Genomic DNA, 22,188 nt, shown 5'->3' on the forward strand with positions numbered 1-22,188 from the left:
GCGATTGATCCCCCGTCGCAGAAACCCACCGGGCGGAGAATAGTTCCCGGCGCGATGCTCCGGGTGGGCGGCTTGGTTTTGGCACGGGGAAACGGCAATCGTTGCGGTTCCTTGCAACGGAGCATCTGCTGGGCGGCGCAAAACACTGCCCTACCTACTTGCGAACAAGTTTCTTGCCTGCTGGTCGCAACCAGGTCGACCGTTCGGTGATGTAGTGGAGGGTGCGATGCTGAAGTTCTCGCGTGGCATTGACCAGGATCGTGCTGCAACCGCAGGCGGACTGCAGCAAATCGCGTTTGCGCGCGGCGCAGCAGCCGCGGCGCAGCCGTCACGTCTACCGACGCTTGTCGCCACCGCCGCCACGGTTGCCGTCCTCTATTTCGCCCGCGACGTCTTCCTGCCGCTGGCTATCGCCATTCTGCTCACCTTTGCGCTCGCGCCGCTGGTTTCGAGGCTGCGTCGAGTGGGTTGTCCCCGTTCGGTGGCCGTCATTGGGACGGTGACGACGGCTTTTCTGTTCCTGTCCGCATTCGGCGTGGTCATAGCGATGCAAGTGAGCGAGGTTGCTCAGAACCTGCCGACCTATCAGTACAACATCGTCGAGAAGGTCAGGACCCTCAAGGAGACCGGATCGGAAAGCCAGATCCTTGAACGGATTGGCCGCGTCATCGAGAGGATCAGCACGGAAATTAGCCGGCCCGAACCCGAGATGCGCGCCTCACCCGAACCGGCGCCGGAGGCCAAGCCGCTGCTCGTGGAGATTTTCTCTCCACAGCGGCCCGTCGAGACACTGAAGAATATCATCAATCCTCTGCTTGGCCCGTTGGCAACGACCGGCCTGGTCATCGTCGTAGTCATCTTCATGCTGTTCGAGAGGGAGGAGCTGCGGGATCGTTTCATTCGGTTGGTGGGCTACGGTGACCTGCATCGAACGACCGAGGCACTTCAGGACGCGGGCGCTCGCGTCGGTCGTTATCTGCTCATGCAGTTGGTCGTGAACATCACCTACGGCATTCCGCTAGCGATCGGCCTGTCGCTGCTCGGCATACCCAATGCGGTCCTCTGGGGGATGCTCGCCATCGTACTTCGCTTCGTTCCCTATATCGGACCTGTGATCGCTGCGGCTTTGCCGTTGTTCCTCGCGTTTGCCGCGGCACCTGGATGGAGCCTGCTCGTTTGGACGGCAGCCTTGTTCATTGTCCTCGAACTCTTGAGCAACAATGTCGTCGAGCCTTGGCTTTACGGATCCCGCACCGGTCTGTCGCCGCTTGCGATCATCGTCGCGGCGATCTTCTGGGCATGGCTCTGGGGGCCGGTCGGATTGGTGCTGTCGACGCCGCTCACCGTGTGCCTTGTCGTTCTCGGCCGTCACGTCCCGCAATTCGAATTTCTGGAGATTCTGCTGGGCAATGAACCCGTGCTCGATCCGAAGGAGCGCCTCTATCAGCGTCTGCTCGCCGGAGATCCGGATGAGGCGACGGACAATGCGGAAGACATGCTGGAGGAAAAGTACCTCGTCGAGTTCTACGACACGGTTGCTATTCCCGCACTGCTCCTGGCAGAGCGGGATCGCGCACGTGGCGCCCTGACGAACGCCCAGGCGGCTCAGATTGCCCAGAGTGCGAACACCCTCATCGCCAATCTCGAGGAGATTGCCGGCGAAGAGGAAGGGGAGGAGGAAACGGGCGCGGAAGCGCAGGAAAGTGATGGTGATGATGATGCAGACGAATATGATCTTCCCCCCGGCGACGGGAAGTCCGTCCTGTGCGTCGGAGGGCGCAGTGATCTCGACGACGTTACCGCATCGATGCTCGCCCAGACCCTTTGGATTCAGGGCGCGGATGCTGCCCACGCCGGTCACGAAGTCCTCAAGGCGGGCAACATAAAGGCTCTGAAGCTCGAGGGCCGCAACGCGGTCGTCCTGAGCGTTCTCGACCGGGATTTCATGAGGCATGCCAAATTCACCGTGCGTCGACTGAAACGTATGGCGCCGGCGGCGCGCGTCGGGATCGTTCTGTGGCAAGAGGATGGCCGGCCGGGAACAACCGAAAGAGACCAACTTATCGAATCGTTGCAGGCGGACTTCATGGTATTCGGGATGGGCGACGCCGTCCGCGAGGCGCTTTCAGACGAATTGCCTCGGTCTTTGAAACTCGCCCATCCAAAGATCGCACCCGGATATGCCATGCGGAGAAGCAAACGTGCGGATAGGGAAAGCACGGTCAAAGCGGACTAGATCATGATATGCCGAACGACACGTGCGGAGCTTACGGCGTTTTAAGACGTTCGGCTCAATGATGAGCGGGCCTATCGGGAGGAATGCGGATGAGGTTTGTGGCTGGCAAAGTCGCGGTTTTCAGGTGGATGCTGCCCTTGGCCATCGCAATGGCTTTGATGGGAGGCATATACCTGGCCGTCCGCTGGTCGGCGCAGCAATCGGACGCTGTGGCGGTGAAGCGGCAGCAACAACTCGTCGAGCTTGTCATCTCCAAAATGCAAGGCAGTATCGCCCATGATCAGGAGAGCGTCACCGTCTGGGATGACGCCGTCAGAAAAGTGTCGCAGGAGTGGGATCGGCGGTGGGTCGATTCCAACCTGGGCAGCTGGATGAACAGCTATTTCCGACACGATGGCGCATTCGTGATTCGTCCGGATCGTAAGCCGTTATACGCCTTTCTTGCCGGCCAGACTGATGAGCAGGAAGCTTTCAGCGAGATAGAACCCGAAGCAATGCCGCTTATCGCCAAGCTGCAAGAGCGGCTCGCAGCAGGCGACGAGGGAGGAACGAGCGAGCAGGTGCTGTCCATCGGCGAGAGCGATCTGGTTCGCATCGGGGGCCGCCCGGCGATAGTCAGCGTGAAGCCGATCGTGTCGGACACCGGTGATATCGTTCAGGAGCCCGGCAAGGAATTTCTGCACCTAGCGGTGCGTTTTCTCGACGGCGATCTCCTGACCCATCTCGGTGAGGATTATGGTTTTGAGGACCTGCGCTTTTCTGTTTTGCCGGAGCTCGGTCGGCAGCGGTCCTATGTTCCGATCGTTTCATCATCCGGAGAAACGATAGGATATTTTTCCTGGCTCCCGTTCAGGCCCGGTGCCGATGTGATGAAGGCCACGGCGCCGGTGCTTCTGGTCGCCGGCGCCCTCCTTTTTACCCTCACGAGCGCGCTCAGTATCGTACTGCGGAGGCGGTCGAGACGCCTGCAGGAAAGCCAGGCGGAGCTCAACCATCTGGCGAGTCACGATCCGCTGACTGGGCTCGCCAACCGTGCGTCCTTCAACCGGTTGCTGGCGCGGGTCGTCGCCAGGTCGACAGCCGACCAGACCAATGCTCTTCTGTATCTCGATCTCGACCGCTTCAAGCAAGTGAACGATACACTCGGCCATCCCGTTGGCGATCGGCTGATGGTCGAGGTCGCGAAGCGGCTTAAGGCAACCGCTGCTGGTGCCGCTATTTCCAGAATTGGCGGTGATGAGTTTACCATCGTCGTCGAACGCACCCGCCAGGACCAGGTAGAGAAGCTCTGTGACTCGCTGATCGCTGCAATCCGCCGGCCTTTCGAGATAGACGGACAGCCGATTCTAATCGGACTTTCGATAGGTGTAGCCGTCGCGACCGGGAATGGCGCCGATCCCGTCGAGATCACGCGGAAGGCCGATATCGCGCTTTACCACGCCAAATCGGCCGGGCGGAACCGGTACGCAGTGTTTGGCCCTCACATGGACGAACTGATCAGGACGAAGCGGGACCTGGAACATGACCTGCGCGCGGCGCTGGACGCAGGCAATCAGCTCGAAGTCTTCTATCAGCCCGTATATTCGGCGCAGTCGCACGAGATAAGCTCGCTGGAAGCTCTCATTCGCTGGCGGCATCCGAGCAAAGGCTCCATAGCACCAGATGCCTTCGTTCCGCTTGCGGAGACTGCGGGCCTCATCGATCGGCTCGGCGCCTTCGTGCTGAAGGAAGCCTGTTCTACGGCGCGTGAATTTCCGGGCCTCGACATTGCAGTGAACGTCTCCGCGGTCGAGCTTGGACAACGGCATTATGCTGCTCAAGTTCTCTCACTGCTGCGGCAGTTCGGGATCGAGCCGTCGAGACTGGAGCTCGAGATCACCGAAACGGCTCTCCTTGACGAAGCCGGCGTCTGCGAAAAAAACATCACGGCGCTCCGCGAGTTCGGGGTCAAGTTCGCACTTGACGATTTCGGGACGGGCTTCTCCTCATTCGGGCGGTTGCAGCGCCTGGAGGTCGACCGGATCAAGATCGATCGCTCTTTCGTCCACGCCTTCGACCGGCCCGGTGGGGGTGTGGCGGTCGTGAGGTCCATCGTCGGCGTCGCACATGCGAAAGGCCTGCGCATCACCGCCGAAGGGGTGGAGACCGAGGAGCAAAGCGAAATACTGCGCGAGCTTGGCTGTGACGAATTGCAGGGCTTCCATTTGTCGAGGCCGATGTCGAAGAATTCACTTCGTCAGCTTCTTGGCACAGACAAGGCCCAAGGAACCTCCTTCTAGCCGGCGGTCAGAGCGTCTGCACAGGGACACGCGGACACGCTCTTGCCGCAAACTGGGCCGCAGTCTCGGTGGAGCATCAACCGCGCCGCGCCGCCTCAATTGCAGCGACGTCTATTTTTTTCATGTCCATCATCGCCGTGAACGCCCGCTTTGCTTCGTCGCCGCCGGCCGCCATCGCGTCGGTCAGCACGCGCGGAGTGATCTGCCAGGAAATCCCCCATTTGTCCTTGCACCAGCCGCAGGCGCTTTCCTTGCCGCCATTGCCGACGATGGCGTTCCAGTAGCGGTCGGTTTCTTCCTGATCGTCGGTGGCGATCTGAAACGAGAAGGCCTCGTTGTGCTTGAATGCGGGACCCCCGTTGAGGCCGATACAGGGAATGCCCGCAACGGTGAAGTCGACCGTCAACACGTCGCCCTCTTTGCCCGCGGGGTAGTCACCGGGTGCGCGGTGCACGGCACTCACCCTGCTGTCAGGAAAGATCTCGCAGTAGAAACGAGCGGCAGCCTCGGCGTCCTTATCGTACCATAGGCAAATCGTATTCTTCGCCATCGCGTGGTCCTTTCGCTTGGAAACATTCGGCTTTGGGCCGCACGCGGCCGACAGTCGATAATCACCCGCCCGGCCGCCAGTGAGCGTAGAGCACCTCACGGAAGAGGCTCCCATTATGCGTTTCGAAAGTCGCACGGGATCACGAACAATTCAATGCGCCCGCAAGAATGCTAGGCACATCGACCTCGCAACGCTGCAGCGTCTTCGCGCAGGCCGATGGTGCGGTTGTTGCGAGTGGCCGGCCGGTGGGTTTGGCCCTTCCCATGCACGCCTTGCGCCGGACGAAGCGGCTTAGCTCAGGACTTCGTCTTGCAAATCGCTCGCGCGTTCAACAAGCCCCAGCCGAAGACAGGATCCTTTCCCGGATCTCCGAGATCTTCGGCATGTCCTGTCAGCCTGTTGCGGAGCATTTCCGGAGCGAGCTCCGGCTCAGATGCTTTCATCATCGCCACCGCCGCGGTCACGAAAGGGGCGGCGAAAGAGGTTCCCGTCTTCGGACGCGCGCCGCTGACCGAGGCTGCTGTCCAGACCGCCACGCCAGGGGCGGCGAAGTCGATATGCTCTCCGCGTCCGGCGCGCCGGTAAGGCCGTTTGCGTCTGTCGGTCGCGGTGACGGCAATGACCTCTTCATAGGCACCCGGATAGACGGGCTCGGCTCTTGGACCGTCATTGCCCGCGGCGGCGACCATGATGATCCCGCGCTCCCCCGTCTTTTTGACCGCCTGTTCAAGCAGGAGATTGGGCGGCCCGGCAAGGCTGAGATTGATGACCTGAACCTGACGCCCAGCAAGGAGGTCGAGTGCGCGCGCCAGATCGAAGGCGGCGGATCGGTCGTCTTGCCGTCCCGCCCGATGAAATGCGTCCACGGCGATGAGCTTGCCACCCGGTATCAGGCCCGGCGTGCGGCCACTGGCTGAGCCGACAAGCAAAGCCGCGACAGCGGTGCCGTGCTGTCTGCCCGACTCCGGCAATTCTTCGTCGACGAGACGGACGATCTCTAAGTTGCGAGCCTCGAATGCGATGTGATCGGGATTGATCGCCGTATCGACAAGGCCGATCCGCACGCCGGCCGAGCAATTGCTAGGCCCGATTTGAGCCGAGGGCCAGCCGATCACGTTCCGTGCCAGGCAGTCGCTCGTGACGCACGGGGCATCGCGATGCTGCTCCGGCCGGAAATAATGGTTGAAGTCGATCACCGCCTGAGGGGCCGCGGCGCGCGCCCGCTGCCGAGCGGCTTCCAGAGTCAGCCCGCGGGGAATGCGAAGCTTGATCACCTCGGCGTTAAAAGACGTCATCGTGTTTCGTTCGAGGACCTCGAAGCCCGTGGCTGTCAACTCGCCGAGTTCCGGCGGACTGAAACCCAGCCCGACGATCTCATCGGGCGCTCGTATCGGCGCAGCGGGTGCGGCTGCGCGAGAGCGCCGCGGGATGCTTCGACGTGGCAGGAACTCTCGGAATGGAAACAGGCTCTTGCCGCCACTCCATCCGGCGCCGGCGCCGTAGGAGCCGGAGCGGCCGGAACCGCCCGATCCGCGGTTGCCGCCACTCCCACCGTCATCGTCGTCGTCATCGGCCAGGGCGAGACCGGTTCCGATCACTTCACGCACAATCATGTTTCCGGGAGCCAGGATGTCGCCGGATACGACTGCGATTGCAGCAATGGGAGCGATCAGAGCCAGTTTCAACTTGGTCAGCATCCGAAAACCTCAATCGGCTAGGTCAGGCTCATAGGAGGATAGCGCATTCATTGGACGATGAGACCGCTACCTGTAGATTGTGTCAGAACGGCTGAGTCGTCGGTCTATTCCCTCTTCTAGCCAAATTGCGGAGTTTCGGGAGATGAGCAATGCGGTGAAAGATGTCGGCGAACGCCTCATGGCGTTCCTGCCCAATCTGCGCCGCTTCGCCATCTCGCTCTGCGGCTCGCGTGATGTTGCCGATGATCTCGTGCAGTCGGCCTGCGAGCGGGCACTCGCCAGTGCCGAGCGCTTCGAGCCGGGCACGCGCTTTGATGCTTGGATATTCCGTATCCTGCGCAATCTCTGGATCGACCAGGTGCGCCGACAGAAGACCGCAGGCGTGCAGGACGATATCACCGAGCGTCATGACATCGCCGGTTCATCTGGCGAGCGTGAAACCGAAGCGCGGCTGACCCTCAAGACCGTCGCGGAGGCGATCACCGACTTGCCGGACGAGCAGCGGGAGGTGGTTCTTCTGGTCTGCGTCGAGGAGCTATCCTATCGCGAAGCGGCCGATGTGATGGGCATTCCCATCGGTACGGTCATGAGCCGACTGGCGAGGGCACGCAGGAGTTTGGCCGAGGCTGCCGGAATAACACAGGCGACCGGACGTTCTCAGTCAATGAAGGGCGCAAACGAATGACAAGAGCCGACTTCTCGGATGAGATACTGATGCGGTTCGCCGACGGCGAGCTCGATACCGGGACTGCTGCCGAAGTAGAACGAGCGATGGAAACGGATGATGTGCTGGTCGCGCGGGTGGCACTCTTCATCGAAACGCGCCATGCGGCCAAGGCCGCTATGGAGCCGCTGCTCGATGAGCCGGTACCTTCCGAACTCAAGCGTGCGGTCGAAAGAATGGTGATGGAGAAGACGTCGCCACCTTCGGTATCGGGCGCGGGCATCCTGCCTTTCCCGCGCCGCGCTGCGAACGAATCTCACAGAAGTCGATGGCTCGCTCCCGTCGCCGCCTCTCTGGCGGCTGTCGTTGCGGGGTTCGGCGGATATTGGCTGCGGGGAAGTGTCGAGGCGCCGATCGCGGGTGGCTTGGGCGTTGCCGCCATCGGCAGCCCTGCGCTTGACGAGGCGCTCGCCACGGTCGCCGCAGGCGAGGAACGGCGGTTGCCAGGTTCCGACCAACGTTTCCGGGCGATTGCGACATTCCGTGACAATGCGCAGGCGCTGTGCCGCGAGTTCGAGCTGGACTCGGACGATCGCTCAACAGTGGTTTCGGTTGCCTGCCGCGCCGGGTCAGAGTGGCGCGTGACGTTCGCCGTCATCGCACCCGGAGCCACCGGCGGTTATGCTCCTGCATCTTCCACGGAAACGCTCGACGCCTATCTGACCGCGATCGATGCAGGGGCGCCGCTCGAGGCAGCGGAAGAGGCCAGAGCCCTCAGCGAACTCCAAGGTGCGCAACGGTAAGTGCATCAAAAATTGCGATCATGGAATAGAGGCGCGCACCGGCCGTTACTCCTGCGGACCGAAGAACCGGTCCGGTTTTCACAAGGAGTAGATGAGATGACAAAGAACTGGACGAACAAGGCAATCGCTGCCGGCCTGGCGGCATTCGTGGGCTCTGCCGCCGAAGCAAGGGAATATGCCCCCTTATTTCCCGGCGTGGATCGCACTTCGACGCAAACCGCCCAGACGGGCCGGACCGACGGCGAGATCATAGTCGCCGGCAACAGCTCATCCAATTCGAGTTCCAACTCCTCCAGCAATTCGAGTTCCAACTCGTCGTCCAACAGTTCCTCGAATTCGAGCTCTAATTCCTCCTCGAACAGCTCGTCGAACTCCTCCTCGAATCGTTCGTCCAATTCGAGCTCGAACCGGTCAGACCGGTCGTACCGTCCAGGCAAGCTGTGGCACACAGGGCGCTGAGATTGCGGACAGGTTGAAGGTGCGACAAGAGAGCGGGGGCCGGACATTCCGGCCCCCGCTCTCTTGTCTGATCGGACCGTTTAGAGTGTTTCCCTGTTCATCGAGACATGAAACGCTCTAGCCCCCTAACTCTTTGAAGTTATGCACTTGTGGACGGAAAATCGCCACGTACCTTCCTGGAAGTGCTCTAGCGCGCGGCGCGCGCCGACTTGCGATACCAGCCTTCTCCGGCGAGGGTGTTCCGATGGATTGCCTCGCGCTCGGTAGCTTCCGCGCGGGTTTCGGCGCGGATTTCTGCCGTGACCGCCGCATCGGCACGGCGGAAGGGTATCACCTGTACAAGCGGCGTTCCCTTTTCGACGACGTGAAGGCCATCCGGCGCCGTCGCGAAGAACGGAAAATGGATATGAGCGCTATAGCTGTCCGTATCGACAATGCCCGCTACACATTCGAAGGGCTGTCCGGGGCGGTTTAGCGGCGGCAGAAACAGGCAACTCCATCCCGGCGGCGTGCGGATCGACCAGTAATTGTGAAACTTGCAGGGCGGGGAGGGCTCTTTCGGATTGCCCGCCACCTGGTGGGCGCCGTGGTTGCTGACCATCACCCGGTCGAACTCCCAGCCTGCATCGACGCTGCGGCCGTCATCCTTGACGTCAAGGCGCACCGTAGCGGCGATCGGCAGAATCCAGCCGGTGGTCATAGCATCGAGAAAGGGCATGCAGCGTTTGACGGTCAGACCGTTGTTGATTGCCGACAGGTGCCCTTTGTCGACCGCCGGCAGCCGGCGGAACCAATCCGGCAGAACCGATTTGGCCGGTAGCGGCGGCGCGATGACGCCATCGTCTTCCGGATGGCAGACAAACTGAATGACCTGCGGATCTTTCTTCAGGAAACTTAACATCCCGCTTCTCCCGTTGAATGGCCCGGGAGTAACGGAACGGAGAGGCTTCTATTCCGTCGGGGGGGGAGAATGAGCAGAAACTCGACACTGTCGGCTCCTATCATCGCCGTATATAGTTCCGAGAAAATAAAGTGCGATCGCTCCGTACGAAGAGAGCGCCACGTCTAAACGGAGTTCGCCGATGAGCGTTGCCTTCATCAAAGAAGAAAGTGCCGAAACGGCCTCGGAAACACTGTTGCCTGACCGGCCGGTCTCACCCCATCCGAACCTTGTCACCGAAACGGGATTGAAGGCTCTGGAATTGCACCTCCAACAGGCTCGCGAAGCCTTCGATGCCACAAGCACGATCGAGGACGTGAACGAACGGCGGCGGCAGTCGGCCGGCCCCTTGCGTGAGCTGCGCTACTTCGCGGAAAGAGTTCGAACGGCTCAGCTTGTCCCCGATCCGGCTTCATTTGATGTAGTCGCCTTTGGAAGCACGGTCACCTTCAGCCGTGATGACGGGCGGGTGCAGAAATACCGGATCGTCGGAGAGGATGAAGCCGATCCAAAGGCCGGGTCGATCTCCTACGTGTCCCCGGTGGCAAGGGTTCTCATGGGCAAATCTGTCGGGGACGTCACGAGTGTCGGCGATCAGGAGCTCGAAATCCTAGCCATCTCGTAGAGCGCCGATGTCTCCGGCATACGGGCGCGACGCCTACACACGCGCTTCGGCTCCTGCGTAAAGACGGGCATATGTTTCGCGAAGTACGTTCTTCTGGACTTTGCCCATCGTATTGCGCGGCAGGTCGTCCACGAAGATCACCCGTTTCGGTTGCTTGTAGCGCGCGAGGCGACCTTCCAGACCATCGAGAATGGCGCGTTCGTCGATCGCCGCACCGGGCTTCCGGACGACCACAGCCGTGACGCCTTCGCCGAAATCCGGATGCGGCAGCCCAATCACAGCCGTTTCGACGACGCCCGGCATCTGATCGATCTCGGTTTCGACCTCCTTCGGATAAATGTTGTAACCGCCGGAGATCACGAGATCCTTTCCTCGCCCGACGATATGGACGTAGCCGCGCTCGTCGATCCTGCCGAGATCGCCGGTTATGAAGAAACCATCGGCGCGGAACTCGCCCTGCGTCTTTTCGGGCATGCGCCAATAGCCCTTGAACACGTTCGGGCCCTTCACCTCGATCATCCCCGTTTCGCCTTTCGGGAGCGGCCTGCCGCTCTCCGGATCGGCGACGCGAAGCGAAACCCCCGGCAAGGGGAAGCCGACGGTTCCGGCGATGCGCTCGCCGTCATAGGGGTTCGAGGTGTTCATATTGGTTTCGGTCATGCCGTAGCGCTCTAGAATGGCATGTCCGGTCATCTGCGCGAAAGTCCTGTGAGTCTCGGCAAGCAGCGGAGCCGAGCCAGACACGAAAAGCCGCATCCCGGCGGTTGCCTCGCGCGTTAGCCCCGGATTCTGAACTAGGCGCACATAGAAGGTCGGAACGCCCATCATCGAGGTTGATTGCGGCATCAGACGCAGGACTTCGTTCGCGTCGAATTTTGGCAGGAAAAACATCGAGGCGCCGGCCAGAAGAATGACGTTCGATGCAACGAAGAGGCCATGCGTGTGGAAGATCGGGAGGGCGTGGATCAGCCTGTCGTCGGCCGTGAAGCGCCAATACTCGCGAAGCGTGGTGGCGTTCGACAGGAGGTTGTCATGCGTCAGCATCGCGCCCTTGGACCGGCCGGTCGTGCCGGACGTGTAGAGGATGGCGGCGAGGTCATCCGGACCGCGATCGGCGTCGGGGAAATCCGGCGCCTTGCCCCGGGCAAGGTCGATCAGCGAGCCGCCACCCTTCTCGTCGAGCGTTTCGACCTCGGCGCCGCAATCGGCCGCATGCTTCGCAATCCCCTCCTTCGCGCCTGGGGCGCAGACGATAAGCCGCGGCTCGGCATCGCCGAAGAAATAGTCCAACTCGGCAAGCGTATAGGCCGTGTTGAGCGGAAGATAGACGGCGCCCGTGCGAAGACAGGCGAGATAGAGCATCAGCGCCTCGGGGCTCTTCTCCACCTGCACCGCCAGCCGATCGCCCGGCCGCACCCCCAGGGCGTCGAGCACGGAAGCGATGCGTCCCGAATGCTCCAACATGTCGCCATAGGTCCAGACACGGCCATCGGCCGTCAGGATAAAGGCGGAGTCGGGGCGCGCTGCCCGGCGTATGGCGTCGAACAGATGGTTGCTCATGAAGTGAACTCCTTGTCACCTTTCCTTCCTGGTGCGTCAGCTGATCGGACGCCCGGGGGAAACACGTCCGGACCCGGAACGAGGCTACGTGAACTTCTGTCGGCCGGGATCAGCCGGCGGATCGCGGGTGCGGCGACGACCTCGCCACGGGTTGCAAATGCCTCGTGGTTAGTCTCGATGTCGCCGAGCTTGTAAAGATAGTTGACCATCAGCCCGTGGGCCTGGCGCATGGCCCGTTCGGACCGGTCGCCTAGGAAATTGATGCGTTCCAGCCGCGCGCCATTGCCGAGATGGAACCGGGCAACGGGATCAACTGTCTTGCCGTTGCGGTTGCGAGCCTTGAGGAAATACCAGGCGGCCGCAGCCGTAAGGCTTGGCTGGATGGCTGCCGCGATCTCCGGCTGATCGGCCCAATCAGGCTCGTCGAGCGCCGCGAGCCTGCTACGATCGGCGGCCGACAGGGCGTTGGACGTTTCCGCCTGGCGTTCGCGCGACAACCAATCGGCAAAGCCCGGCACCGGCGACAGCGTCACGAAGGTGTCGAGGCGAGGGAGGTCGCGCCGCAGATCCTCCACCACCTGTTTGATCAGGAAGTTGCCGAAGGAGATGCCCCTGAGGCCTTCCTGACAGTTCGAAATGGAATAGAAGACGGCTGTCGTCGCGTCAGTAGCGTGGATCGGAGCACGATCCTCCTTCAGCAGGTCCGCGATGTTGGGAGGCATTTCGCGTGTCAGCGCCACTTCAACGAAGATCAGCGGGTCGTCGACCAGCTGCGGATGAAAGAAGGCGAAGCAGCGCCGGTCCTCCGGCGCAAGCCGCCGGCGCAACTCGTCCCAGCCGCCGATATGATGGACGGCCTCGTAACGAATGATCTTTTCCAGAATGTCGGCCGGCGTCGACCAGCTGATCGGCCGCAGCACGAGGAAGCCCCGATTGAACCAGGATCCGAAGAGATGCGCGAAGTCCGTATCGACCGCCTCCAGATCGGGGTTTTGGGCTTTGAGTTCGAGGAGGTCCGCCCGCATGCGGACGAGGGTCGCGATGCCGTTCGGCGCAAGGTTGAGCCTGCGGATCAATTCCTGGCGGCGCGGTTCTGCCGCCATGCTCATCTCGAGCAGCGCCTTCGGCGTCGGATCGGCGCGATAGGCGTCGATCGCCCGCTCCAGCCGTTCGATATCAGGGCCGAAACGAGAGAGCAGCGCCAACATGAAATCGCGCCGCTTGTCCTGATCGAAGCCTTGCCAGCGATCCAGAATGTTCTTGGCCAGCGCCATGCCCGACGCCTCGCCCCGGCTCGACAGCAGCGTGTCGCACAGCGCTTCCATGGTGCCGACCGGATTGACATCGCCGTTTCGGGCCGGACCGAGCGACAGGAATCGCCGGCCGCGCTCGGCAATGCTCTGCAGCATGTCGCTGAAAAATGACGTCGTGTTCATTGGACGGTCCCCAGCATCTGGTTCGGCAGCCACGTCGCAACGTCTGGAAAGACGCAGAGGAGAATGATCGCCAGGAACATAACGAGCACGTAAGGCAGTGAGCCCCAGAGAATGTCCTTCGTCGGAATCTGCGGCGCGATGGCATTGATCACAAAAAGGTTGAGGCCGATCGGAGGCGTGATCAGGCCGACCTCCATGTTGATCGTCAGCACGATCGCGAACCAGTAGGGGTCGAAACCCGCCTGGGTGACGATCGGGAAGAGCATCGGCGAGGTCATCACGATGACGGCGACGGGGGGCAGGAACATGCCGCAGATCAACAGAAAGACGTTGATGACCGCCATCAGCACCCAACGGTTGACCTCCATGTCCGCGATTGCTGCGGCGACGGTCTGTGTGATGAACAGCGACGACAGCGCGAAGGCGAAGAGCTCGGCGGCAGCCATGATCATCATGATCATGACGCTTTCCTTCATTGCCGACCCGAAGATGCCGGCGACGGGTCGAAAGCGGAACAGGCGATAGGCGACGATCACGACTGCCAATGTCAGGAATGCGCCCGCACCGGCCGCTTCAGAAGGCGTGGCGATACCGCCATAGAGTACGTAGAGCGTGCCGGCGATGATCAGCAGGAACGGCAGGATGCGCGGAAGGCCGGCCAGCCGTTCCTTCATCGAGTAGCGAACGAGGCGTGCATCGAATTCGTAGCCCTTGCGTTTGCAATCGATGACCGCCCAGCTCATGAACATGATCGTCAGCAAAATACCCGGCAGGATCCCCGCCATGAACAGCCGCCCGATGGAGGTCTCGGTCGCTATTCCGTAGACGATCAGCGTCACCGATGGGGGAATGAGAATGCCCAGCGTGCCGCCGGCGGCGATGGAGCCGCTCGCGACCGAAGCGGGATAGCCGCGCCGCATCATTTCCGGAATGCCCATTTTGCCGATCGCCGCGCAGGTCGCGGGCGAAGAGCCAGTCATGCCGGAAAAGATGGCGCAAGCTCCGATATTGGACAGAATGAGGCCCCCCGGGATGCGGTTCAGCCACCGGTCGAGCGAGGTGTAGAGATCAGATCCGGCCGGCGAAGAGGCGACCGCCGCGCCCATGAGGACGAACATCGGGATCGACACATAGGCCAGATTGGCGATGCCGGAAAACATCGTGTCGCCGAGCACGTAGAAAATGCCGGCGCCGCTTTGCATGTAGAGCGCTGCGAAGGCGGCGAGACCTAAGGCGAAGGCGATGGGCATTCCCGTTCCCAGCAGCACGAAAAGACACGCAACGATCATCAGTCCAGAGACAGTCGGGCTCACTGAATGATCTCCTGTGGATGACGGTCGGCGCCAGGGGCCGAACCCGGTTCGGCCGCGCCGTGGCCCATGGCTGCCGGGACTGCCCGGGCGGTGAGGAGCGTCAGAATCTGCGCGACATATTGCAGGCACAGCATGGCAAAGCTGACGGGCAGGGCAGCGAGCGGCACCCAAAGCGGCGGCGCCCAGACGCTGGAGTGTTTCCAGTTTCCCGCCCACGCGTCATGGAACTGAATCCATGTGGCAATCAGCATGACGGCGCAGAACAGGAGCCCGAGCAGGCCCGCAATGATGCGCAGAACGTATCGCGTACGTTCGCCCACCACCATTTCGACGACGTCGATGCCCACATGGCCGCCCTTGAGCAAGACGTATGGCGCGCCGAGAAACATGGCTGCGGTTGCGGAAAACACGACGAAGTCCGTCTGCCAGATCGTCGCCTGACGAAATACATAGCGCTGCATGATCATCTGGCAGACGACGAGCATCGCCGCAATGAGCAGGGCCGTCGCAACGGCCGCGAGGCCACGCGAAGCATTGCCGACAGCCTGTGAATAGGCCTTGAGCATCAAATCATCCCCGAGTTGCGCTGGAAGGGAATGGCGCGCCGGAGCGCGCCGTTCTGCCGGTCCGCCTTACTTCACGGCGAGCGCCTTTTCGATCAGCTTGTCGCCGCCGGGAACGTTGGCGGCGAAGTTCTTGTAGGACGACGCCTTGGCGAGCTCGAGCCAGGCATCGTAATCCTCCTTCGACATCTCGACGACTTCGACGCCTGCCTTCTTGTAGGTGTCGATCATGACCTGATCGCCCTTGCGGACCTCTTCGTTGAAATAGACTTCCGCTTTCTCGCCGGCAGCGAGGATTGCCTTTTGCTGCTCTTCCGTCAGGCCATCGAAGACGCGCTTCGATACCAGCACCGGTTCGTACATGAACCAGAGGGCATTTTCTCCCGGCGCCGTGAGGCACTTGGCCTGTTCGAACAGGCGATAGGAGACGAAACTCGCCGACGAGGTGTTCGCCGCATCCAGGACGCCCGTCTGCATGCCGGTGTAGATTTCCGACGAAGGCATGGATGAGATCGAAGCGCCGGCTTCCACGAGCATCTCCTCGAAGGCCGGCCCGGCGGCGCGGATCACCTGTCCCTTGATCGTGTCGGGGGAAGTGATGCAATTCTTCTTGGAGGCGAAGGCACCGGAGAGCCACGCATCGGCGATCACCAAGGCGCCGGCATTCTCGATTACCTTCTTTATGTCCCCCATGAACTCGGAGTCGTTAAGCCGCATGGCGCGGTCGAAGTTTCCCACGAGGCCGGGCATCAGCGTCGCGGAGAATTCCGGGTGGCGGCCGGAAGCATAGTCCAAGGGGAACGAAGTCATATCGAGCAGGCCACGTGTAACCGCATTCCACTGATCGTTCGGCTTGTAAAGAGACGACCCCGGGAACACCTGGATTTCGAGGCCGACATTGGCGGCGGCGACCTCGCGGGCGATCAGTTGCACCATCTCGTCGCGAATGTCGCCCTTGCCCCCCGGGAATTGGTGCGACGCCTTCAACACCGTCTGGGCGCCCGCTGTGGAAGCAACCAAGCTGCAGATGGCCGCGACAGCGGAAGTCGTCAACTTCCGTCGAAAACTGCTCATTTCTTCCTCCCTGACATGCCAGCCTCCCGCCGGCTTGGTAATAAGAGTGGAGCCATCTTGCGTACCGTGTCAAGATTTTTGTATACAAGAGAAATGGTTGCTGCATACCGAGACTGGTCGGATAAGGAATGAGCGAAAACATTTTCTACAAGCTGCGGGACGATATCGAGAACGGCATCGTAACGGGCGAGTTCGAGCCGGGTGAACGCCTGGACGAGACGCAACTCGCCATGCGCTTCGGCGTATCCCGCACCCCGATCCGCGAAGCCTTGATGCAATTGAGCGCGATCGGGCTTGTCGAGATCAGACCGCGGCGCGGCGCAGTCGTCGTGGACCCGGCACCTCAGCGCGTCTACGAAATGTTCGAGGTGATGGCTGAACTGGAAGGCATGGCGGGTGCTCTTGCCGCTCGCCGGCATACCGAGGAAGACAGTGCGGCTCTGTTGGCTGCCCACGAGAAATGCCGGGAAGCGGTCCTCAGCGAGGAGACCGATCGCTACTATTACGAAAACGAGATATTCCATCGTGCGATATACACGGCGAGCCATAGCGGCTTCCTCGAGGAGCAATGCACGACCTTGCATCGCCGTCTTCGCCCCTATCGTCGCCTGCAGCTCAGAGTTCGTAACCGCATGAAGGTCTCGTTCAGGGAACATGGAGAGATCGTCGAAGCCATTCTTTCCGGCAATACGGATGGCGCGCGGGAGGGGTTGCGCAGCCATGTGGCGGTCCAAGGAGACCGCTTCGGTGACCTTGTAGCAAACCTCTCGAACCGTGAGCGGCGCAGCGGCCGCCTCGGATAGGAAACCGGAGGGTCGAGGCTTTCCGGCCCAATACAGTACTTGAGAATAACATGCTGCGCAGGCCACTAAAAACTAACGGTTTTATTTAAAATTCCTGGGTGTTTATTGTGGCTTGGGGGGATTCTTGGTTGACCTCGCGGCAGGTTCCCGAAACACTCCCAGCGGTTACGGCCAACACGTAGCGTCACGAGAGTGCGACATTGTGCCGAGTGTCGTGGAGGAACACAGGAACCATGACAAGGTCAAGAGGCTCCCTTTTTGCGTTCTTCTGCTTCATTGTGGCTCTGTGTACCGGCATTGGCGTCAGTCCTCCGGCGTCGGCAAACGGCGATTCCGTGGAAATCTCGTCGAATTTTTCGCGGTCGATCAAGGTTGCGAAGGGCAAGACGGTAACGATCAGAGCCGTGCAGCGATTCGATGAGATCGTCATCGGGGACCCGGAGATTGCGACCGTAACCCCTCTGACCGACCGCTCCTTCTATATCCTCGGCAATGAACTGGGCTCGACGAGCGTCACCATTTTCGATGCGGAAAAGAATCCGGTCGGCATTATCGATATAGAGGTGACGCTCGATACGAAATTGCTTTCCTCGACGATCCGGCAGTCGGTGCCGGGCTCGAGCGTAAAGGTAACCTCGGCGAACGGAAGGATCGTTCTTTCCGGCTCTGCCACGGACGCGGTCGCAGCTACCCAGGCTGAGCAGATCGCATCGCGCTTTGCCGGCGACGAGGAGGTCATCAACTCCATTAAGATCACGTCGTCCCAACAGGTACAGCTGAATGTCAGATTCGTGGAGATCAACCGCGACGTCGGCAAGGAGCTTGGAACCCAGATCAGTGCCGCTTATGCGTGGTCGAACGGGAGTGTCGAGTTCAACTCCTCCCCGCGCGCGACATCCAATACGCCGGCCGGCTCCCTTATCGGCAGCCTCATCGGAGAGGGCTACTCGGTCGATGTGGCGATCGATGCGCTCGAAGACCGGGGCATGGCCCGGCGCCTGGCCGAACCGAACCTGATAGCGCGGTCCGGTGAGACTTCAAGCTTTCTGGCCGGCGGCGAATTTCCCATCCCGATCTCGGAACAGGACGGGACCATTACCGTCAGCTACAAGAAGTTCGGCGTCGGTCTGGATTTCACGCCGACCGTGCTCAGCGACGGCCTCATCGCCCTCGATATCGAGCCGGAAGTTTCGGCGATCGACAACACCGCCTCCTACCGGGTGGGAAATATCGCGATCCCGGGTTTCTCCGTCCGCCGTGCCCGGACATCGGTCGATCTCAAGAGCGGCCAGAGCTTCATGATTGCCGGCCTCCTGCAGAGCGAGAACAATCTCATCACCCAGCGCGTGCCGGGCCTCGGGCAACTTCCCATTCTCGGGGCGTTGTTTTCGTCCAAGGCTTACCAGCGCCGCGAGACCGATCTGGTGATCATTGTCACGCCTCATCTCGTCAAACCGATCGATCCGCTCAAGAAGGTCGCCAGCCCGTCGGATCGAACAAAACGCCCGACCGAAGCAGAATTCTTTCTCGGCAATATCGATGAAGTGGAGGTCAACGGCAGGGGTCGGTCAGCGTCGAGGCAGGCGCGTGTCGTCCGCGCACCGAGTTCCGGCCATTTTCTGGAGCTCCAATGATCCGGAGGAGCAGCAGGCCCAGAGGCTTTCCCGGTCTTCTCTTTGCGTCGTCGATCCTGCTTTCCGGCTGCCAGAATCATGAGCTCGTCCGCAGCGAAACGATTGCTCTGTCCGCAGGCGATGCAATCGCGGCAAACAGCGTGATGCAGATGGTCGATCCGTGGCCGCCAAGGGTCAAGCAGACCAGCTTGGCCACGCCGGCCGACCTGGAACAGTATAAGCCGCAGCAGCCGAACGCGGAGCAAAACGGGGGGAATGGTGAGACTTATCCGAACGACACCACGACACAGTAGCAAGAGGGCGGCGATCAGCGAATGGAGATGACAACAGGCGCGTCCGGCCGCAGTGTGCTGGGCCGTTCGGGAGGAGGACGCCGGCCCGCGGAACTGGCCATGGCGATCGTCGCCACCGTGATTCTTTCGAGCTGTCAGACGTCGGAGGTGTTGTCGGGTGCCGAATTCGACCCGACATCCGCTCTCGCGTCATCCGGAGACGTGAGCAAGTCCGATCTCGATCAGGGCAAGCTTCAATTCATGAACGGCAATTATGGGCTCGCCGAGAAGCACTTTCGAAAGGCGGTAGAGCTGCGGCAAGATAACGCCGAGGCGCTGATGGGATTGGCGGCCTGCTATGACCGCCTCGGCCGGTTCGATCTGGCGGACCGCGCCTACAATCAATTGCTCAAGGTGGCCGGGCGCCAGCCACGCATCGTCAACAACATGGGATACTCGCAATATCTGCGAGGCGAGAAGGCAAAGGCCCGCAAATTGCTGCTCGAAGCTCGTGCGGCATCACCGGGGGACGAGACGATCGAGGCCAATCTTGCCTTGCTGGACCGCAGTTGAGGGAATGGCGTCGGTTTCCCGCCGCCGGGCGTTGTTGATCCGCCTCGTCTTCGCAGTTAGCTTCGGCGGTCAGCAACTCGGTGATGGCTATGGCCAGTGACGTCCTTGCCCGTTCCTTCGGCAAAGAAGCATTTGGGCTCGACCCGCAGAACTACCACACGGCCCGGCCCGCCTATCCGGAGCTCGTCTGGGACGCGTTACGAAATCGCGCAGGACTCCGCCGCGGTATCTCCATCCTCGAGATTGGAGCCGGAACTGGGCTGGCCACCGAACGCCTTCTTGAAGATCGGCCCCACCGGCTTCTGGCAGTAGAGCCCGACAGACGGCTAGCCAGGTTTCTTCGCGGTCGATTGGACAAGGAAGAGCTCGAAGTGGTGGAGACTCCCTTCGAAAAATTGAAAGTTCCGGAGAAGAGTTTCGATCTCGTCGTCAGTGCGACGGCGTTTCACTGGATTGATGCCGCTCCTGCTCTGCGGCGCATTCATCGACTGCTGCGAGCCGGCGGCACCGTCGCTCTCTTTTGGAATGTCTTCGGGGACGGTGTCAGGCCTGATCCATTTCATCGGGCGACGGCACACCTGTTCTCAGGCCATCGTACGAGCCCATCCGGTGGTGGAACGACTAAAACGCCATACGGCCTCGATGTCGGTGCGCGACTGGGTGAGTTGGCGGAGGCTGGTTTCACGGCCGACGAGCCGGAGCTCATAGACTGGACTCTGACACTGGACCCACCCGCTGTTCGACGCCTCTATGCGACCTACTCGAATGTCACGGCACTGCCAGCGGACGAACGGGAAAGGTTACTCAGCGGACTGGAGAAAGTAGCCGAAACCGAGTTCGCAGGCGTCGTCACCAGAAACATGACGACGTCGGTTTACACGGGAAGACGAGAGTAACGGGGTGCAGGGGGCGGAAAATCAAACTCCCGTACCAGCTCGAAACAAAGAGGGTGATGTTATGGCGTTGGATCGTGCCGACTTTTATGACGCAGAATTGGCGCGACACAATCGCCACTTACGGGTTGCTGCTGACTTTGGCGCAGATGATCGGGTGCTCGATATCGGCTGCGGTGCAGGACAAACGACGCGCGAGGCCGCCCGCGCCGCGCCGCAAGGGGAAGCGATCGGTGTGGATATTTCCGCGGAGATGATTGAGGAGGCAAGGCGACGGAGTGCCGCCGAGGGTCTGCGGAATGCGATGTTCGAGCAGGGCGACGCGCAATTTCACGGATTCCCGACGGGCGGTTTCGACCTTTGCATCAGCCGGTTTGGCGTGATGTTCTTTGCCGATCCGGCGGCGGCATTTGCCAATATCAGCCGGGCAATGCGCCCCGGCGCGCGCCTTGTGTGGATGGTGTGGCAGAGCCGGGCGCGTAACGAGTGGTCACGTGCTATCCGGCAAGCGCTGGCGCCGGCAATTGCGGTTTCCGCAGGTGCTGCCAACCCGTTTGCACTTGGCGATCCTCCGGTTGCCACCGACCTTCTGAGCGCGGCAGGCTTTACGTCGATCGACTTTGCGGACGTGCAAGAGCCGGTCTTCTATGGATCAGATGTCGATGCGGCGTTCGATGCGCTAACCAGCCTTTATCTTGTTCAGGACGCTCTCGCGAGCACGAATGAACCGCCTGACAAACCACTGCAGCGGCTGCGCGATTTGCTGGAGGGGCATATGACCCCGGAGGGCGTGTTTTTCGACTCTCGCGCGTGGATCATCACTGCCCGCCGGGCAGGCGGAGGAGGCTGACTACGCCGCGAAAGTCGCCGATCAGCACTGTGGAAGGCAGGTATGGGTCAATCGAGCCACATATCGTGCTGGAATAACGCATGATCGCGTTGAGCTTTAGCGGTTCGTCAGTTCCGGTCCGTTCGAGGCGGTGGAATCGCGGTGCCTCCTTTTTGCGACTGCACAAAGCGGATGATGTCGTCAACCATGCGGGCATCCCACAGATCGTTGTGGCCGGCATCGTAGATGAGCATCTGCTTGGGCTCGGGAGCGATCTGATACAGAGCTTCGCCCGAAGACAATGGGATGATGGTGTCATGCCGGCCGTGGATAAACAGCTTCGGTTGCCTCACCCCTGCGATTTTCAGATCTGAGCGGAAGGGATCCTTGGTGAGGAGGGCAACCGGAAAGAATGGATAGTAGGTCTGAGCGAGCGAGAGGACCGACAGGTAGGCAGACACGAGGATGACCGCGACTGCCGGCCGTTGCCCAGCCGTATCGACCGCCACACCGCTTCCCAGCGACTGGCCCAGCACGACGATCTCGTTTCCGGAACGTGCCGCAAGCCAGTCGAAGGCGGCAATGCCATCGATCAATAAGCCATGCTCGTTCGGCGTCCCAGTTGATCCCGGATAGCCGCGATAGGAAAGCGCGAGCAGGCCGATGCCGCGTGCGGCGAGGGCCTGGGCGAAGAAGCCATAGTTGCTAACCCGGTCGGCATTTCCGAGAAAGAACAACACCGAAGGCTGGCCGGGCTCACCCCGGCTATAGAGGCCATGAAGTGTTTCTCCATCGGGTGTCTGGATGGACGCATTCTGGCCCCAGCTCGCGCGCTCGGGCGCCGGCGTTGCGCTTGCCCCAGGGTAAAGGAGCGCGCGCTGCGACAGATACGTCAAGCCAACAAGCGAGATGTATGCGAAAGCCGCCAATAGCGGCAAGATCAGCAGCAGTTTAGTGGCATTCACAGTATCATGCTCGCTCGCTC

21 protein-coding genes are annotated in these 22,188 nt (G+C 61.1%); 11 read left to right on the plus strand and 10 right to left on the minus strand.

Translation table 11 applies throughout. The features are described 5' to 3' along the window. Positions 1–226 precede the first annotated feature (226 nt). Together M1D43_RS25570 and M1D43_RS25575 are read left to right on the plus strand one after the other, a co-directional pair. Entirely contained in the window at positions 227–2,236 is a 2,010-nt protein-coding gene (locus tag M1D43_RS25570) for an AI-2E family transporter (protein WP_027989441.1), read from the plus strand. 89 nt (positions 2,237–2,325) lie between these two features. After that, the gene (locus M1D43_RS25575; protein WP_017277439.1) at positions 2,326–4,515 is read left to right on the plus strand and encodes a putative bifunctional diguanylate cyclase/phosphodiesterase; all 2,190 of its coding nucleotides are present in this window, start codon (positions 2,326–2,328) and stop codon (positions 4,513–4,515) included. Between the two features lie 76 nt (positions 4,516–4,591). Here M1D43_RS25575 and M1D43_RS25580 read toward each other — a convergent pair whose 3' ends face one another. After that, a complete protein-coding gene (locus M1D43_RS25580; protein WP_017269476.1) occupies positions 4,592–5,065 on the minus strand; it encodes a VOC family protein in 474 nt (157 codons plus the stop codon). A 296-nt stretch (positions 5,066–5,361) separates the two neighbouring features. Beyond that, positions 5,362–6,762, minus strand: a complete 1,401-nt coding sequence (locus M1D43_RS25585; protein WP_017277440.1) for a S8 family serine peptidase — start codon at positions 6,760–6,762, stop codon at positions 5,362–5,364. A 142-nt stretch (positions 6,763–6,904) separates the two neighbouring features. Here M1D43_RS25585 and M1D43_RS25590 point away from each other — a divergent pair, with 142 nt between their 5' ends. Continuing rightward, on the plus strand, positions 6,905–7,447 hold the full coding sequence (locus M1D43_RS25590; protein ID WP_017277441.1) for an RNA polymerase sigma factor: 543 nt from the start codon (positions 6,905–6,907) through the stop codon (positions 7,445–7,447). After that, the gene (locus tag M1D43_RS25595; protein ID WP_017277442.1) at positions 7,444–8,229 is read left to right on the plus strand and encodes an anti-sigma factor family protein; all 786 of its coding nucleotides are present in this window, start codon (positions 7,444–7,446) and stop codon (positions 8,227–8,229) included. Before M1D43_RS25590 ends, M1D43_RS25595 begins: the two co-directional genes overlap by 4 nt. 5 nt (positions 8,230–8,234) lie before the next feature. Here M1D43_RS25595 and M1D43_RS25600 read toward each other — a convergent pair whose 3' ends face one another. Further along, the gene (locus tag M1D43_RS25600) at positions 8,235–8,624 is read right to left on the minus strand and encodes a hypothetical protein (RefSeq protein ID WP_017277443.1); all 390 of its coding nucleotides are present in this window, start codon (positions 8,622–8,624) and stop codon (positions 8,235–8,237) included. 251 nt (positions 8,625–8,875) lie between these two features. After that, complete coding sequence (locus M1D43_RS25605; RefSeq protein ID WP_015242658.1) at positions 8,876–9,589, minus strand: DUF6065 family protein; 714 nt, start codon at positions 9,587–9,589, stop codon at positions 8,876–8,878. A gap of 181 nt (positions 9,590–9,770) precedes the next feature. Here M1D43_RS25605 and greA point away from each other — a divergent pair, with 181 nt between their 5' ends. Then, positions 9,771–10,253, plus strand: coding sequence for a transcription elongation factor GreA (gene greA, locus M1D43_RS25610; RefSeq protein WP_017277444.1), 483 nt, complete (start codon positions 9,771–9,773; stop codon positions 10,251–10,253). Between the two features lie 33 nt (positions 10,254–10,286). Here the strand turns inward: greA and M1D43_RS25615 are convergent, their stop codons facing one another. The 5 genes from M1D43_RS25615 to M1D43_RS25635 all read right to left on the minus strand — a co-directional run bounded on the left by M1D43_RS25615 (position 10,287) and on the right by M1D43_RS25635 (position 16,199). After that, entirely contained in the window at positions 10,287–11,813 is a 1,527-nt protein-coding gene (locus M1D43_RS25615; RefSeq protein ID WP_017277445.1) for a malonate--CoA ligase, read from the minus strand. Beyond that, complete coding sequence (locus tag M1D43_RS25620) at positions 11,810–13,249, minus strand: malonyl-CoA decarboxylase (protein ID WP_027993810.1); 1,440 nt, start codon at positions 13,247–13,249, stop codon at positions 11,810–11,812. The genes M1D43_RS25615 and M1D43_RS25620 overlap by 4 nt, the downstream gene beginning before the upstream one ends. Next, positions 13,246–14,562: a TRAP transporter large permease gene (locus M1D43_RS25625; protein ID WP_017277446.1), complete on the minus strand. Its 1,317-nt coding sequence runs from the start codon at positions 14,560–14,562 to the stop codon at positions 13,246–13,248. The genes M1D43_RS25620 and M1D43_RS25625 overlap by 4 nt, the downstream gene beginning before the upstream one ends. Further along, a complete protein-coding gene (locus M1D43_RS25630; RefSeq protein WP_017277447.1) occupies positions 14,559–15,128 on the minus strand; it encodes a TRAP transporter small permease subunit in 570 nt (189 codons plus the stop codon). Before M1D43_RS25630 ends, M1D43_RS25625 begins: the two co-directional genes overlap by 4 nt. Before the next feature lie 66 nt (positions 15,129–15,194). Continuing rightward, a complete protein-coding gene (locus M1D43_RS25635) occupies positions 15,195–16,199 on the minus strand; it encodes a TRAP transporter substrate-binding protein (RefSeq protein WP_010967084.1) in 1,005 nt (334 codons plus the stop codon). Positions 16,200–16,327: 128 nt separating this feature from the next. On the opposite strand from M1D43_RS25635, the gene M1D43_RS25640 reads away from it, so the two are divergent. The 6 genes from M1D43_RS25640 (at position 16,328) to M1D43_RS25665 (ending at position 21,224) form a co-directional block, all read left to right on the plus strand. Then, on the plus strand, positions 16,328–17,002 hold the full coding sequence (locus M1D43_RS25640) for a GntR family transcriptional regulator (protein ID WP_010967085.1): 675 nt from the start codon (positions 16,328–16,330) through the stop codon (positions 17,000–17,002). Between the two features lie 233 nt (positions 17,003–17,235). Beyond that, positions 17,236–18,636 (plus strand): type II and III secretion system protein family protein, encoded by a 1,401-nt coding sequence (locus M1D43_RS25645; RefSeq protein WP_015242652.1) that lies wholly within the window; start codon positions 17,236–17,238, stop codon positions 18,634–18,636. After that, positions 18,633–18,929 (plus strand): hypothetical protein, encoded by a 297-nt coding sequence (locus M1D43_RS25650; RefSeq protein ID WP_010967088.1) that lies wholly within the window; start codon positions 18,633–18,635, stop codon positions 18,927–18,929. The genes M1D43_RS25645 and M1D43_RS25650 overlap by 4 nt, the downstream gene beginning before the upstream one ends. Positions 18,930–18,950: 21 nt before the next feature. Next, on the plus strand, positions 18,951–19,481 hold the full coding sequence (locus M1D43_RS25655; RefSeq protein ID WP_017277448.1) for a tetratricopeptide repeat protein: 531 nt from the start codon (positions 18,951–18,953) through the stop codon (positions 19,479–19,481). Between the two features lie 83 nt (positions 19,482–19,564). Beyond that, entirely contained in the window at positions 19,565–20,377 is an 813-nt protein-coding gene (locus M1D43_RS25660; RefSeq protein ID WP_015242650.1) for a class I SAM-dependent methyltransferase, read from the plus strand. Positions 20,378–20,438: 61 nt separating this feature from the next. Further along, positions 20,439–21,224, plus strand: coding sequence for a class I SAM-dependent methyltransferase (locus M1D43_RS25665; RefSeq protein ID WP_015242649.1), 786 nt, complete (start codon positions 20,439–20,441; stop codon positions 21,222–21,224). A 107-nt stretch (positions 21,225–21,331) separates the two neighbouring features. Here M1D43_RS25665 and M1D43_RS25670 read toward each other — a convergent pair whose 3' ends face one another. Next, complete coding sequence (locus M1D43_RS25670) at positions 21,332–22,168, minus strand: alpha/beta hydrolase (RefSeq protein WP_014528205.1); 837 nt, start codon at positions 22,166–22,168, stop codon at positions 21,332–21,334. Positions 22,169–22,188: the final 20 nt, after the last annotated feature.

It is taken from the genome of Ensifer sp. R1-3 (genome assembly GCF_056739175.1).